The organism is Bacillus sp. FSL W8-0640, from assembly GCF_038007725.1.
GTDB classification, from domain to species: Bacteria; Bacillota; Bacilli; order Bacillales; family Bacillaceae_G; genus Bacillus_A; species Bacillus_A cereus.
In genome coordinates this window covers 155,001-169,774 of sequence record NZ_JBBOXT010000001.1, presented here as the reverse complement: position 1 = coordinate 169,774, position 14,774 = coordinate 155,001, and the positions used below count along the sequence as shown (strand labels likewise).

Sequence of the window (14,774 nt, the reverse complement as noted above, 5' to 3'; positions counted from 1 at the left end):
CACCCTGGTGAGATGCCTTCTTTTTTATCTTTTAAATCCACCTTCTGAATGAATAACTTGCCCAGTAATCCACTCGGCCTCTTCACTTACTAAAAATTTAATGAGTCTAGCTGCATCCCTTGGCTCACCAATTCTGCCAAAAGGAAACATCGGCTTTAACCCTTGTTTTATCTCTTCAGTCATCCATCCTGTATCGGTTGGTCCTGGATTAATTGCATTCACTGTTATTCCTAAATGAGCTACCTCTGCTGACAACGTACTAGTAAGAGCATCAATAGCTCCCTTCGTTGTCGCATAAGCTAGTTCTCCTGCCATAGGACCTTGAAATTGCCCCGAAGTAATATTAACAATTCTACCACCAGATTTCTTATCAAATCCCCGGGAAAATTGACTACTGAGCAATGTAGTCGCACGAACATTTACCATATAATGCTTATCTAATTCTTCAGCAGTCAACGTAGAGAAATCATTATTCGTAGAATATGCTGCATTATTAATTAATATATGAGGGTACCCTAATTGTTCAGTAACTTTATTTATAAGCTCTTTTGGTGCATCATTCTGAGTTAAATCTAACTCCATACTTGATACTTTAACACCGTTTTTTAGTAACTCTTCTTTTAATTGTATTTGTTCATTTTTATCAACGCCCCAAGGCATCTCTTTATCGTAAGCTGTCCAATACGTAAAAAATATATCGTATCCTGATTCTGCTAATTCTTTACAAATCGCTGCCCCTATACCATCTAGACGACTTACCCCTGTAATAACTGCTACTTTATTTTTTAATTGGTTCATCATATACTCCTCCAAGTTTAAAGGACGCATATTTTATATAAGAGATATAAACTTTCCCACAAAAAAGACAGATACATAAAATAGGCACCTATCCTTATAAAAGGGATGTACAAGCCAAATATGCATTCCTTGAATGATTTACAGATAACTAAATAAACCCTCGCTTATGAGAGCAAAATTTATCTATCTAGTTTCTAATCATTACAAGTTCATCCACATATTGAGTCTTTGTCTCCTTTACATATATCTCTATTCTTAGTTTATCAAAGCAGATAAAATGTTACAAAAAATAAAACAATTATTCACAACCTATCCTTGTTCACATTCTCTCCATTGTGAATCTTTTCACATTGGATATATAATAAACGTGTAAATACAATATTGGAGGGATTTCAATGGTTATCAATTTTTTAAGAACTGATAAACGTGCTACTTTCATATTATTACTTTTACGACTTTACATAGGATATACATGGTTCGCTGCTGGGATAGGCAAAGTCTTCGGACAATCTTTTGACGCAAGTGGCTTTCTAAAGGGTGCTATTGCTCAAGCATCAGGGGACCACCCTGCAGTACAAAGTTGGTGGGCAGATTTCCTTCAACATTTTGTCCTTCCAAACGCAGACCTATTTAGCTTTTTAGTTCAATGGGGAGAAATTTTAGTAGGTCTAGGTTTGATTTTAGGCGGATTAACAAAAACAGCTGCATTTTTCGGAATCATAATGAATCTTTCATTTTTATTAAGCGGAACTGTTAGTGTAAACCCAAACCTGCTTATTTTGACTATGTTCATTTTAGTTGCAGGGCAGAACGCTGGACGTATTGGATTAGATGGCTATGTTTTCCCTAAACTTTTCCGTAAAAACAACCACAGAACATATAAATTAAGTAAAACTGCGTAGTAACAATTTACTTTTAAAATATAAATAAGAAAAAGAGCCTGAATATAGGCTCTTTTTCTTATTTATCCTAATTTAAACTTTTAATGAACCACGAAAACCTCTGGCAGCATAGTAAGAGTCTGCTCCATTGTGGTACACGAAAACATGTCCAAAGCGATAATCGCAAAATAGAGCTCCACCAAGCTCTCTAATATCTGAAGGTGTTTGTACCCAACTCGATGATTTCATATCAAAATCTCCAAGTTGTTGTAACTCTCGATATTGTTCTTCCGTTAATAACTCAATACCCATAGCGGCCGCCACATCAATAGCGTTATTTTCTGGTTTATGCTTTTTTCTTGATTCTAACGCTTCAAGATCATAACAAAGACTTCTGCGGCCTTTAGGACTCTCCTTTGAACAATCATAGAAAGTATATTCGTCCTTTTCTTCATCATAACCAATAACATCCGGCTCACCACCAGTTACTTCCATTTCGTTAAGTGACCACAATTTTTCATTATTAGTAGTCAGCTTCGCTTCAACTTTAGCCCATTCAAGACCTTCATGGCGGTTCATGTTTTTCTCAAAACGAGCTTGCAATACTTTCAATAACTCTTCACGTTTTTCTACTAGTAAGTCATTTTTATTTCCTGTCATATTAGTCCTCCCTGATGTATGTACTGATAGTAGTTTAAGTATATATTTTATAATAAATCATCTCAATATGAAGACCGTTTCAATCATATGTCTTGTACAAACATCTATTACAAAGTCCTAAAACCCTCCATACTCTCTTCAAGCATATAGTGTGAAAACCACATCAAGTTCTGCTTCATAATAGCCACATGAACTCCTGGTTGGTCAGAACTATATGCCATTCCTTTAAATATAATTAATTCTGTATCAACTTCCATATCCATTAATCCTTGATATAGATCATATGCATTTGTAATCGGAATTCTTGCATCCTTTTCCCCATGTTGAATTAAGGTAGGCGTACAAGCTGATTTAATATACGTCATAGGTGATGTCTTCGTATATATATCTGGATCATTCCATGGAGTATTTCCTAAATACATTCTAATAAAGTAAGGTATATCTGTATTTACATAATGGGTACTCCAGTTAGTTATTCCACCGCCAACTGAAATAGCTTTAAACCTGCTACTAAATGTAGAACAAAAAGCTGATACATATCCACCATTGCTCCATCCCATAACTCCTACTCTATCTTTATCTACTATCCCTTGATCAACTAGTTTATCAACTCCTGATATAACATCGTCGTAGTCAGCAATCCCCTGTTTTCTATAGTTAGCTTTTAAAAATTCATTACCATAACCTGAACTTCCTCTGTAATTTGGTTCTAAAACGATAAAGCCTTTTTCAACAAACTGTTCAATCGGATATTTCTCATTGAAACAGTCTGAAAATATCGGAAAAGATGCCCAAGCCGGACCGCCGTGAATTACTACTAATAAAGGATATTTTTTATTAGTGTCAAACTCTACTGGCGTTGATAAAACACCTTCTATTTCAAGACCATCACTACTTTTCCATGAGATGATTTCCCTGTTACTTTTAAGTTTCCCTTTGAAAAAGCTATTTTCATCCGTTATTTTTTTATCGTCTAAATAGATTTCAAAGGTTTCATTTGTTATAGCCTTATTATAGGTTATATGATTTCCATCCTTTGTTATAGAGGCATCCATTATAAAGCCATCTATCTTGTCGCTTAATGCTTCCACAGTGCCATCTTCAGCTAGTAATCCAATACGATAATTCGTTTTATCCTGCCATCTAATTAAAATTCCTTTAGCTGTCCACTGTAATGGCATAACTGTACTATCAAAGTTTGTTAGAGGCTGAATTACCTCTCCAGTATTCATATCATATATCTCTAACGTACTATCTTGTATATGGTTTCTATAGTAATCCTTCTCTCTTATGCTTGCTGTGTAACATATTTTACTGCCGTCAGGAGAAAAGCAAACACTCCCTCCCAACAACTTATCCACATTCAGCTTTTGTAGCTCTCCAGCTTTAATATGGAGTATGTATAGATCTCCATTTATATAATCTGCCATATTTGAGCTTGGTGCCGCCATAAATACAACCTTTTTACCATCATTTGAAATATCAAATTCATGGATATGAAAATCCTTACCATCCGTTAATTGATAAACAACTCTGTTCTCGTGTTCATCTGTATCACTTTGTATCACCTTTTCTATTTCAATGTAATATAAACAATTATTCTGGTGTTCCTTACCTATATGTTGAAAATCTCCATATAGGTCCTTACGTTTCTTTATCTCTTCACATTCTTTTGACTGCGTAACATAATAAAGACCCTTGCCAGTAGGACCCCATTTGAATGTACTGACTCCTTCTTTCTTATCAGTAATTTGAACCTCTCTATAATCATCTAGTGACTTAACAAATATCTGATTTTCCCCATCACCAACTGGACTAAGATATGCGATACACCTAGCATCTGGAGACCATAATGGGTGTGTACTATCTATATCACCATTTGATAATGGGTAACTCTGCTTCTTATCTTTTTCATATATCCATACATGATTCCTATATGTATTGTCTTTCCAATCAGCCGTCTTCTTAACAAATGCTACGTTTTTACCATCATCACTTATGTTTGTACTTGATACGGTTGGTAATGAAATAATCTCTTCTATACTTAAATATGTTTTTGCTTTCACTTTCATATAATAAGCCCCCTTGTAATGTCCATGAATCTACCGTCTCTTCTTGTCGTAATAAAGGAAATTGTTCACGGATACTTAAAATAGTAACGGAAAATTCAGATAAATAAAAGTGAATCCGATAAAGTAAAACTTTAATCTATAGGGCTCTTTCCGCTTATCAATTTTAGATGTTCTTTTTCGACACAAAAATACCCCTTTAGATAAAATATCTAAAGGGGTGCAAATTTGTAAATTTATTTTAAAGCTATAACTATATTTATTAACCTACCAATCTCCTACTCAACAGTAACAGACTTAGCTAAGTTACGTGGCTTATCAACGTCACACTCGCGGTGAAGTGCTGCGTAGTATGAGATAAGTTGTAATGGAATAACTGCTACTAGCGGTGCTAGCGCTTCGTGTACAGCTGGTAATACGAAGCTGTCACCTTCCATTTCTAAGCCTTTCATTGAGATGATACATGGGTTAGCCCCGCGTGCTACTACTTCTTTCACGTTACCACGAATTCCAAGGTTTACGTGCTCTTGTGTAGCAAGTGCGATAACTGGTGTACCATTTTCAATTAAAGCGATTGTACCGTGTTTTAACTCTCCTCCAGCGAATCCTTCTGCTTGGATGTAAGAGATTTCTTTTAGTTTTAACGCACCTTCTAATCCTACGTAGAAGTCTACGCTACGGCCGATGAAGAAACAGTTACGCGTTGTTGCTAAAAATTGTTTTGCTAATGCGTCCATTTCTTCTTTTTGATCACAAAGTTCTATCATTGCATTTGCTACAAGTCCTAGTTCGTGTGTTAAATCGAAATCAAGAACTTCACCTTTTGCTTTAGCAATATCAGCCGCTAAAATTGAAAGTACTGCAAGCTGTGCTGTGTAAGCTTTCGTTGATGCAACTGCAATTTCTGGTCCAGCGTATAACGGAAGTGTATAATCAGCTTCACGAGAAAGCGTAGAACCAGGCACGTTTGTAATTGTTAATGCTTTATGCCCCATTTCATTTGTTTGTACAAGTACTGCACGGCTATCAGCTGTTTCACCACTTTGTGAAATGTAAATGAAGAATGGTCTTTCTGTTAATAATGGCATGTTGTAAGAGAATTCACTTGCCACGTGTACTTCAACTGGCATTTTTGCAAACTTCTCGATAAATTGTTTTCCAACAAGACCTGCATGATAACTCGTTCCACATGCAATGATGTAAATGCGATCGCTATCTAAAATCGCATTGCGGATGTCTTGATTTAATTCAATTTCGCCATTTTCATCTTGATACTTTTGAATTATATTACGGATTACAAGTGGTTGCTCATCGATTTCTTTAAGCATGAAATGAGGATATGTTCCCTTTTCAATATCACTTGCGTCTAATTCCGCTGTAAACGGTGCACGTTCAATCGTTTCACCTTGTAAGTTTTTAATTGTAATACTTTCTTTCGTTACGATTACGATTTCTTTATCCATTAACTCAATGAATTGATCTGTAACTTGTAACATCGCCATAGCGTCGCTTGCCACAACATTAAAGTTGTCACCAACACCTACTAATAGCGGGCTTTTGTTTTTAGCAACATAAATCATGTTTGGATTTTCAGCATCAAGTAATCCGATTGCATAAGAGCCATGTAAAAGAGATAGCGTATTACGGAACGCTTCTTCTACACTTAATCCTGTGCTCACTTGTTGTTCCATAAGCTGTACGATAACCTCTGTATCTGTTTCACTTACGAACGTTACATCTTGTAAATATTCCTTTTTCACTAATTCATAGTTTTCAATTACACCGTTATGAACTAATGTAAAGCGTTTTGATGTACTTTGATGCGGATGCGCGTTTACTTTACTTGGAACACCGTGTGTAGCCCAGCGTGTGTGTCCGATACCTACGCTTGCTGCTACGTTCTCATCTACGATTTCACGAAGTTTTGCGATACGGCCTTTTTCTTTGTATACAACAACACCGTTCTCTGCTTGTACTGCAATACCTGCTGAATCATATCCACGATATTCTAGCTTTTCTAAACCTTTTAATAAAATTTCCTTTGCATCTTGCTCTCCAATAAATCCTACGATTCCACACATGTTTAGTCGCCGTTACAAATGCTTACACTGCTCTGCGAACATGTAACGACATAGTCCGATACCATTTTTATTTATACTAAAAAACGGATTACATATTGCTAGCCCTGTAAGCTTGTAACGGCTTTCACCTTCCTCTCGATTGGGTTTAAGTCCGTATATACTTATACAGCTAGTTTTCATCCGTTCCTCTTCTCTCATCACACTTTCACCTTTGTCCACTAAGTCACCTTAATGATTTAAGTAAAAGCTTGCGGTTGTGATGAACAACCGGGAGTCATCCGCCGAAATCTCGATAAACCCCACCTCGTCAACTACACTATTTGTAGTTCTGGCGCTTTTATAATTTACAATATTTCCTTTGAGAAAAAGAACAAGACCATCTTATAACAAACATGGATAAACCGTCAATGAAATTTTTTTCATCGTCTATAAAACATATGAAAAAGGAGCACTTTTTGTGCTCCTTTTTCATATAAATTCAGCTAATTATTCAGCGCCAACTTCGGCTTTCACAACTTCTACAATGCGATGTACATATGCATCACAAACTTCTTGTGTTGGTGCTTCTGCCATTACACGAATAAGTGGCTCTGTTCCAGATGGGCGAACAAGAATACGGCCATCACCGTTCATTTCTTCCTCTACAACACGAATAATTTCTTTAATTTTTTCATTTTCTAATGCTAATTTTTTATCTGTTACACGAACGTTTACTAGCAATTGTGGGAATTTCGTCATTTCCCCTGCAAGCTCAGATAATGGCTTTTTCGTCATTTTCATGATGTTTACAAGTTGAAGTGCACTTAACATTCCATCACCAGTTGTAATGTAATCAAGTAAGATAATATGGCCTGATTGTTCTCCACCTAGGTTGTAACCTCCGCGCTTCATTTCTTCCATTACGTAGCGGTCACCAACTGCTGTTTTATCACTTGTAATATTATTTGCTTCAAGTGCTTTGTAGAAACCTAAGTTACTCATAACAGTTGAAACAACTGTATTATGTTTTAATTGACCAGTTTCTTTCATGTACTTCGCACAAATGAACATAATTTGATCACCGTCAACGATGTTTCCTTTTTCGTCTACAGCAATTAAACGGTCGCCATCGCCATCAAAAGCAAGTCCGATATCCGCACCTTTTTCTTTTACCAATTCAGCTAAGCCTTCTGGATGTGTAGATCCTACACCCTCATTAATATTCATACCATTTGGAGAAGTTCCCATCGTTGAAATATCAGCTTCTAGGTCTGCAAATAAGTATGGAGCAAGAGAAGAAGTTGCACCATGTGCACAATCTAAAGCGATATGTAGGCCAGAGAAATCTTCTTCAACAGTTTGTTTAATGTACTGTAAATATTTTTGTCCACCTTCAAAGTAATCACTCACTTGTCCAAGATTAGTACCTGTCGGACGTGGTAGTTCATCAACTTCTTTGTCTAATAAAGCTTCAATCTCAGCTTCTTGCTCATCTGTTAATTTAAAGCCGTCTGAACCAAAGAATTTAATACCGTTATCTTGTACTGGATTATGAGATGCAGAAATCATAACACCCGCTTGTGCGTCTAGTGCTTTTGTTAAATAAGCAACGCCCGGTGTAGAAATAACGCCAAGGCGCATTACTTCTGCTCCAGTTGATAATAGCCCTGCTACTAAAGCTCCTTCTAACATATGGCCAGATACACGTGTATCACGACCAATAATTACTTTTGGACGATCTGTATCTTTTGTTAATACATAACCACCAAAACGTCCAATTTTGAAAGCTAATTCAGGTGTTAACTCCTTATTTGCAACTCCGCGTACTCCATCTGTACCAAAATATTTACCCATTATGATTCGCTCCTTTTTCTTGCTCTTTTTGATTGTGATTATCTACTGTTGGTTCTTGACTCGTTTCTTTATCTTTATCTTGATTTTGATTTTGGTTTTGATTCTTTTCCTGTTCTTTTTCTGAATCAGGTTCAGGATTTTTTGGTTTCTCATTTTGATTTTCTTGATCGGTGTTTGAATCCGGTTGTTGACCGTTACCCTGTACTTCTTTATCTGGTTTTTCTTTCTTCACAATAGTAACTTTAGCACTTTTTTGTTTTGGCTCTATTGAAATATTACCAGGACCACTCACTTGAATTGAAATATCTTTCGTTCCTGGAGATACATTTTGCAGATTAATTACCGCTGTTATTTGAGCAGCTGTTATTTTATCTACTATACTTGCTTCTCCTGAAATATCAACACTTATCTTTCCATCTTGCGGCGAAAGTAGCTGAGCAGTAACATCTTTAGAAAGTCCATTTTTCTGGATTGGGATACCATCAATCGTTTTTGTTTTCGTTTGTTTTGTTTTTTGCACTCCCACCGAAACCTTCACTTGATTCGGTTTGGCACTTGTTACACCCTTGGGTAATAAAACAGAGGCATCGAATGTTGTAGACTCTGTCAATTGACTAAGATCTACTTCGACCCCCTCTAGCGATTGTATATTATCCAAAATATCTTTTGGACCAGCTATCGTTACTTCTCTCGGTTCAACACTGATATTTGTAACCGCCAATCCTTCTGCTAAACTCCCCTTCTTCGTATACGTTACAGGAACAGTTTTTTCAGTATTATTGGCTGTATTTTGCGTTGCCACATTCAACGTTACACTAATCTTAGATGGACTTGTTCTTACATTTAAACGTTTTCCTTCTTTATTGTATAATGTAACTTCGGGCGTTTTTGTAACAGTTTTATTAACACCTTTTAAATCAACATACGCTTTGGCAGATGAAATGCTTTCAATTTCTTCTTTCGTCCCAACTACCTCAACAGTATCCGGTTTAAGGCTTGATTTTTCTAGAGTAGCCCCCGCTGGCATCTGATCCTCATTTGATAATTTCAGATCTACATGAACATATTTTCTCGCCTTTTCATGAAGAGTAACTTTAATTGTTGATGGCTGAACTGTTCCTTTCACATCATCTGGAAGCCCGTTCGTTTTTAAAGAAATCTCATAAGTTCCTTTTGGACTATCTCGCAAATCAACCGGTATGTCAAATTGTTTTTTTGCTTTTGCTGTAGCAACTGATGCTTTTGGGCCTTCTAATTTTACTTTAACGCCCTCTGCCGGAATACCACTTACAATATATTTCTCCTCATCATACTTAAGATTAATAGCATAATTAGTTAATGTTTCTTTCGTATCATTTGCAAAAGGTAATATACCTGATGTCGTATTTTTTTCAGTTAACGTCGCTGACATAAAAAGCATACACGCCAATAGTAATGAGATCCCTTTTAAAAACCAATGATTCTCCATTAACTTATCCATGACGCTTTCTCCTCCAATTCCATAAAGACGAAGAAGTCGTTTTTTCGTTTCCACTAAATTCAGCTAATAACATATCCTTCAGCTGTTCTGTCTTCAAATCACGATGCAACTTACCATTTTTCGTTAAAGAAATTTGACCAGTTTCTTCAGACACAACTACTGTAATACTATCAGTAACTTCACTAACTCCCATTGCAGCACGATGTCTAGTTCCTAATTCTTTAGAAATAAACGGACTTTCTGATAATGGAAGATAGCATGCTGCTGCTTTAATTGTACTTCCTTGCATAATTACCGCTCCGTCATGAAGAGGTGTATTTGGAATAAAAATATTAATAAGTAATTCCGATGATACGTTTGCATTCAGCGGAATACCCGTTTCCACATAATCACCCATACCGGTCTCTTTTGACAAAGTAATTAATGCACCAATTCTACGTTTCCCCATATATTCGGTTGCTTTTGCTATCGCTGTTGCAACCATTTCAGGTTCATCATCCTCATGCGTTCCAACACGCGAAAATAAACTTCCGCGCCCTAGCTGCTCAAGTGCTCTTCGCAATTCTGGCTGAAAGATAATAATAACGGCTAAAAATCCCCACGTTAATACTTGTTCAGTTAGCCAAGATAGCGTACGCAATTCAAGGAAAATACTGATCATCTTAACGACGATAATAACTGTAATCCCTTTTAAAAGTTGAACAGCTTTCGTCCCTCGGATTATAAGAATTAGCTTATATATAATAAACCATACAATGGCAATATCTAATGCCGTACTAAGATATTTCAAAATGGTCGTATCTTCAAAAGGCATGCTATCCCTTCCTCCTACTTACGAGCAATTCTATCCATATATTGAAATATTGTTTTATGCTCTATCTGTATGTATTTCCAACAACTAGTTAATTATACCATACATGAAACAAACGACAATTACAAACAACCCCCTTTAGCTCAAATTGGTAAGATGTCAAACATTTTTATTGTACAGTATAATATAAATCATTATTATACGCCTATTTTCAAATAAAAAAAGCAACTTCTCAGTTGCTTTTCTTACATTTATTTTAGTTTTTCACCGAATAAAGAACCCATTAAAGCAACTGCTGTTGTTGCCGTTCTATTTCTCTCATCTAAAATCGTATTTACCTCAACAAATTCAGCAGATGTGATAATATCAGCTTCTGCTAACATTTCCATCGCCAAATGACTTTCACGATAAGATAGACCGCCAATTACAGGCGTTCCAACACCTGGTGCATCATGAGGATCAAGACCGTCTAAATCTAATGATAAGTGTACACCATCAGTATGAGATAAATATGCGATTGTTTCTTCCATAACAGCCGTCATCCCCATACGATCAATTTCATGCATTGAGAACACTTTAATACCTTCATTGCGAATGAAATCTTTTTCTCCTTCATCCAATGCACGCGCACCGATAATTACGACATTCTCTTTTTTCACCTTTGGATATGCTCCGTATAAATCTACAAGTGAAGAATGTCCATAACCTAAACTTGCTGCAAGTGACATACCATGAATATTTCCAGATGGTGAAGTTTCCTCTGTATTTAAATCACCGTGTGCATCATACCAAATAACGCCTAAGTTTTTATAATGTTTTGCTACACCAGCTAATGTACCGATAGCAATACTATGGTCACCACCTAATACAAGTGGAAAACGACCTTCTTCTATAATATGATCCACCTTACTTGCTAATTCATTACATACAGTTGCAACTTGTGTAAGGTTTCTTAATTTTGTATTTTCATCTATCTCTTTTTCTCTCTCTATACATATATCTCCCATATCTTTAACGTCATATCCAATTTCTTCAATTCTTTCAATTACCCCTGCATAACGGATCGCGCTCGGTCCCATATCAACTCCACGACGCATCTGTCCTAAATCCATTGGAACTCCAATAACTGAGATTTCTTTTTTCATAGATAGTATCCCCCTTTTATGCCTTCACTAAATATTTTAAATCTTTTATATAGTCTGACTCAACTCGACATTTTTCTGTATGGATATACAATTTATTCACTTATATTCATACTGAAAACTAAATTTCAAGACTATTCTATGTATAAAGTTAACTTAATGAAACAATCGCAATCACTATTATTAAATAATAATAATAAAACACTCCTACATTTAGAAGTGTTTTTCTGATGCTATTTTCCATACTATTGCAATATTTTTTGTTGTCATTTCAATATTTTCTTCTGCTACTTTATATGCTTCTTCTAGTGTCATCGGTCTCGTTGTAATACTAAATACCGCATCTATTCCTTTCTCGTACACAGCTGAATAATCAGATGATACAGACCCTCCAATAGCAATTACAGGCACAGAAAAACGTTTTGCACGCCCCGCAACACCCACAGGAGCCTTTCCATATGCAGTTTGTTTATCTATTCTACCTTCACCAGTTATAATGAGATTTGCATCTTCTATATGTTTATCGAAATTTGTATAATCTAATACAATTTCAATGCCCCTCCGCAAGTCTCCCTTTAACACTGAAATAACAGCCGCTCCCATTCCTCCCGCTGCCCCTGCACCAGGTATTTCAGATACATCAAAAGATACATATCGTTTAAGCATATTAGCATAATGTTGTAAATTCTCATCTAGCTCTTTCATCATCTCTACATTTGCACCCTTTTGTCTCCCAAATATGAAAGATGCTCCCTGCATTCCGACTAATGGATTATCCACATCACATGCCGCTTCTATCTTTACCCCCTTTAAGCGGGGGTCCATTCGTGAAAAATCAATAGCAACAATCGAATGTAATGTGCCTCCAGATGGATCTATTACTTCACCCTTGTCATTTATAAATCTTACTCCTAAAGCTGCTAACATACCTGCCCCACCATCATTTGTAGCACTTCCTCCAAGTCCTAAAATTATGTACTCCACTCCTTGATCTAGCGCATGTAATATAAGTTCTCCTGTTCCTTTTGTCGTTGTAATAAGTGGGTTGCGCTTTTCAACTGGAACGTGCTGTAATCCTGATGCTGCTGCCATTTCAATAAACGCTGTCTTTTTATCTTTAGAAATGCCATAAAAAGCTTGTATACCTTCTCTAAGCGGTCCTGTCACACTAATTGATATAATTCTCCCCCCTGTAGCATCAACAAGTGATTCAACCGTCCCTTCTCCTCCATCTCCAATTGGTATTTTCACATACTCTGCATTAGGAAAAATTGCTCTAAAACCTCTTTCAATAGCTCCACATACTTCTATAGCTTTTAGGCTTTCTTTATATGAATCAGATGCAATAACAACTTTCACAATTATCTCCCCATCCCTTATTTTTACGTTTTCTTCATTTTAAACGACAAGTATAAAAGTTGTCTTTTTAAACACAAAAAAAGCTTACATCATATGATGTAAGCTTTTTTATTTAGATGGAGCCTAGCGGGATCGAACCGCTGACCTCCTGCGTGCAAGGCAGGCGCTCTCCCAGCTGAGCTAAGGCCCCTTATTAATTAAGCGGAAGACGGGATTCGAACCCGCGACCCCAACCTTGGCAAGGTTGTATTCTACCACTGAACTACTTCCGCAAAAATGATGAGCCATGAAGGACTCGAACCTTCGACCCTCTGATTAAAAGTCAGATGCTCTACCAACTGAGCTAATGGCTCGTAAATGGCTGGGCTAGCTGGATTCGAACCAGCGCATGACGGAGTCAAAGTCCGTTGCCTTACCGCTTGGCTATAGCCCATCGAAATAATTATCTTCTTTTCAAAGACAAATGTTATTGTACCATAATGTCCAATAAAAAACAACTGCTATATAGCAGAAGTTAAAATGGCGGTCCCGACCGGGGTCGAACCGGCGATCTCCTGCCGAACCCGAAGGAGCGGATTTACAGTCCGCCGCGTTTAGCCACTTCGCTACCCCTCCGACATTTTAAATATATATGGTGGAGGATGACGGGATCGAACCGCCGACCCCCTGCTTGTAAGGCAGGTGCTCTCCCAGCTGAGCTAATCCTCCAAAAGTGGTGACCCGTACGGGATTCGAACCCGTGTTACCGCCGTGAAAGGGCGGTGTCTTAACCACTTGACCAACGGGCCAAAAAAGTTTTAAACCTATTCCCAAGCTTCCAACCGGGCTTGAACCGGTGACCTCTTCCTTACCATGGAAGTGCTCTACCAGCTGAGCTATGGAAGCATAATGGCTCCGCAGGTAGGACTCGAACCTACGACCGATCGGTTAACAGCCGATAGCTCTACCACTGAGCTACTGCGGAATAATATTAGCCTGGCAACGTCCTACTCTCACAGGGACAAGGTCCCAACTACCATCGGCGCTAGAGAGCTTAACTTCCGTGTTCGGTATGGGAACGGGTGTGACCTCTCTGCCATCATTACCAGACTTTTATCATTATAAACATTTCTTTCGAAATGTCAAGAAGAAATTTTAATGCATATTCCTTCAAAACTAGATAACATTGCTACATATTATATGGTTAAGTCCTCGATCTATTAGTATTCGTCAGCTCCACATGTCACCATGCTTCCACCTCGAACCTATCAACCTGATCATCTTTCAGGGATCTTACTAGCTTACGCTATGGGAAATCTCATCTTGAGGGGGGCTTCATGCTTAGATGCTTTCAGCACTTATCCCTTCCGCACATAGCTACCCAGCTATGCCCTTGGCAGAACAACTGGTACACCAGCGGTGCGTCCATCCCGGTCCTCTCGTACTAAGGACAGCTCCTCTCAAATTTCCTACGCCCACGACGGATAGGGACCGAACTGTCTCACGACGTTCTGAACCCAGCTCGCGTACCGCTTTAATGGGCGAACAGCCCAACCCTTGGGACCGACTACAGCCCCAGGATGCGATGAGCCGACATCGAGGTGCCAAACCTCCCCGTCGATGTGGACTCTTGGGGGAGATAAGCCTGTTATCCCCGGGGTAGCTTTTATCCGTTGAGCGA

The 14,774-nt window shown here is 37.7% G+C and carries 11 protein-coding genes, 9 tRNA genes and 2 rRNA genes (1 of these 22 only partly in view); 1 reads left to right on the top strand and 21 read right to left on the bottom strand.

The genetic code is table 11. The features are described from left to right. Positions 1-24: 24 nt before the first annotated feature. On the bottom strand, positions 25-801 hold the full coding sequence (locus N2V80_RS00990; protein WP_002098920.1) for an SDR family oxidoreductase: 777 nt from the start codon (positions 799-801) through the stop codon (positions 25-27). 392 nt (positions 802-1,193) lie between these two features. On the opposite strand from N2V80_RS00990, the gene N2V80_RS00985 reads away from it, so the two are divergent. Then, positions 1,194-1,700 (top strand): DoxX family membrane protein, encoded by a 507-nt coding sequence (locus N2V80_RS00985; RefSeq protein WP_000236359.1) that lies wholly within the window; start codon positions 1,194-1,196, stop codon positions 1,698-1,700. Positions 1,701-1,772: 72 nt separating this feature from the next. Here the strand turns inward: N2V80_RS00985 and N2V80_RS00980 are convergent, their stop codons facing one another. The 20 genes from N2V80_RS00980 to N2V80_RS00885 all read right to left on the bottom strand — a co-directional run. Continuing rightward, positions 1,773-2,339, bottom strand: coding sequence for a DUF4256 domain-containing protein (locus tag N2V80_RS00980; protein ID WP_000147390.1), 567 nt, complete (start codon positions 2,337-2,339; stop codon positions 1,773-1,775). Positions 2,340-2,446: 107 nt separating this feature from the next. After that, positions 2,447-4,411, bottom strand: coding sequence for a S9 family peptidase (locus N2V80_RS00975; RefSeq protein WP_000864889.1), 1,965 nt, complete (start codon positions 4,409-4,411; stop codon positions 2,447-2,449). A gap of 275 nt (positions 4,412-4,686) precedes the next feature. Then, positions 4,687-6,489 carry a glutamine--fructose-6-phosphate transaminase (isomerizing) gene (glmS, locus tag N2V80_RS00970; RefSeq protein WP_000334163.1) on the bottom strand — a complete coding sequence of 601 codons (1,803 nt, stop codon included), beginning with the start codon at positions 6,487-6,489 and terminating at the stop codon, positions 4,687-4,689. Positions 6,490-6,501: 12 nt separating this feature from the next. Continuing rightward, positions 6,502-6,687: a hypothetical protein gene (locus tag N2V80_RS00965; protein WP_001206405.1), complete on the bottom strand. Its 186-nt coding sequence runs from the start codon at positions 6,685-6,687 to the stop codon at positions 6,502-6,504. Positions 6,688-6,975: 288 nt separating this feature from the next. Further along, complete coding sequence (gene glmM, locus N2V80_RS00960; RefSeq protein ID WP_000521476.1) at positions 6,976-8,322, bottom strand: phosphoglucosamine mutase; 1,347 nt, start codon at positions 8,320-8,322, stop codon at positions 6,976-6,978. Next, positions 8,315-9,802 carry a CdaR family protein gene (locus N2V80_RS00955; protein ID WP_000359598.1) on the bottom strand — a complete coding sequence of 496 codons (1,488 nt, stop codon included), beginning with the start codon at positions 9,800-9,802 and terminating at the stop codon, positions 8,315-8,317. Before N2V80_RS00955 ends, glmM begins: the two co-directional genes overlap by 8 nt. Beyond that, on the bottom strand, positions 9,795-10,616 hold the full coding sequence (gene cdaA, locus N2V80_RS00950) for a diadenylate cyclase CdaA (RefSeq protein WP_001115697.1): 822 nt from the start codon (positions 10,614-10,616) through the stop codon (positions 9,795-9,797). Before cdaA ends, N2V80_RS00955 begins: the two co-directional genes overlap by 8 nt. A gap of 248 nt (positions 10,617-10,864) precedes the next feature. Continuing rightward, positions 10,865-11,758 (bottom strand): arginase, encoded by an 894-nt coding sequence (gene rocF / locus N2V80_RS00945; RefSeq protein WP_000711563.1) that lies wholly within the window; start codon positions 11,756-11,758, stop codon positions 10,865-10,867. Positions 11,759-11,968: 210 nt separating this feature from the next. Beyond that, positions 11,969-13,114, bottom strand: coding sequence for a glycerate kinase (locus N2V80_RS00940; protein WP_000869584.1), 1,146 nt, complete (start codon positions 13,112-13,114; stop codon positions 11,969-11,971). 117 nt (positions 13,115-13,231) lie between these two features. Next, positions 13,232-13,304 (bottom strand) — tRNA-Ala (locus N2V80_RS00935). 10 nt (positions 13,305-13,314) lie between these two features. Beyond that, positions 13,315-13,386, bottom strand: a tRNA-Gly gene (locus N2V80_RS00930). Between the two features lie 8 nt (positions 13,387-13,394). Then, positions 13,395-13,467: transfer RNA gene (locus tag N2V80_RS00925), tRNA-Lys, on the bottom strand. A 5-nt stretch (positions 13,468-13,472) separates the two neighbouring features. Continuing rightward, positions 13,473-13,547, bottom strand: a tRNA-Gln gene (locus N2V80_RS00920). 87 nt (positions 13,548-13,634) lie between these two features. Further along, positions 13,635-13,723 (bottom strand) — tRNA-Tyr (locus N2V80_RS00915). Between the two features lie 23 nt (positions 13,724-13,746). Then, positions 13,747-13,822, bottom strand: a tRNA-Val gene (locus N2V80_RS00910). A 5-nt stretch (positions 13,823-13,827) separates the two neighbouring features. Then, positions 13,828-13,902, bottom strand: a tRNA-Glu gene (locus tag N2V80_RS00905). 24 nt (positions 13,903-13,926) lie between these two features. Further along, a tRNA-Thr gene (locus N2V80_RS00900) sits at positions 13,927-13,999 on the bottom strand. A 4-nt stretch (positions 14,000-14,003) separates the two neighbouring features. Next, a tRNA-Asn gene (locus tag N2V80_RS00895) sits at positions 14,004-14,078 on the bottom strand. 9 nt (positions 14,079-14,087) lie between these two features. Next, positions 14,088-14,203 (bottom strand): 5S ribosomal RNA (gene rrf / locus N2V80_RS00890). 90 nt (positions 14,204-14,293) lie between these two features. After that, a 23S ribosomal RNA gene (locus N2V80_RS00885) occupies positions 14,294-14,774 on the bottom strand (it continues 2,441 nt past the right edge of the window).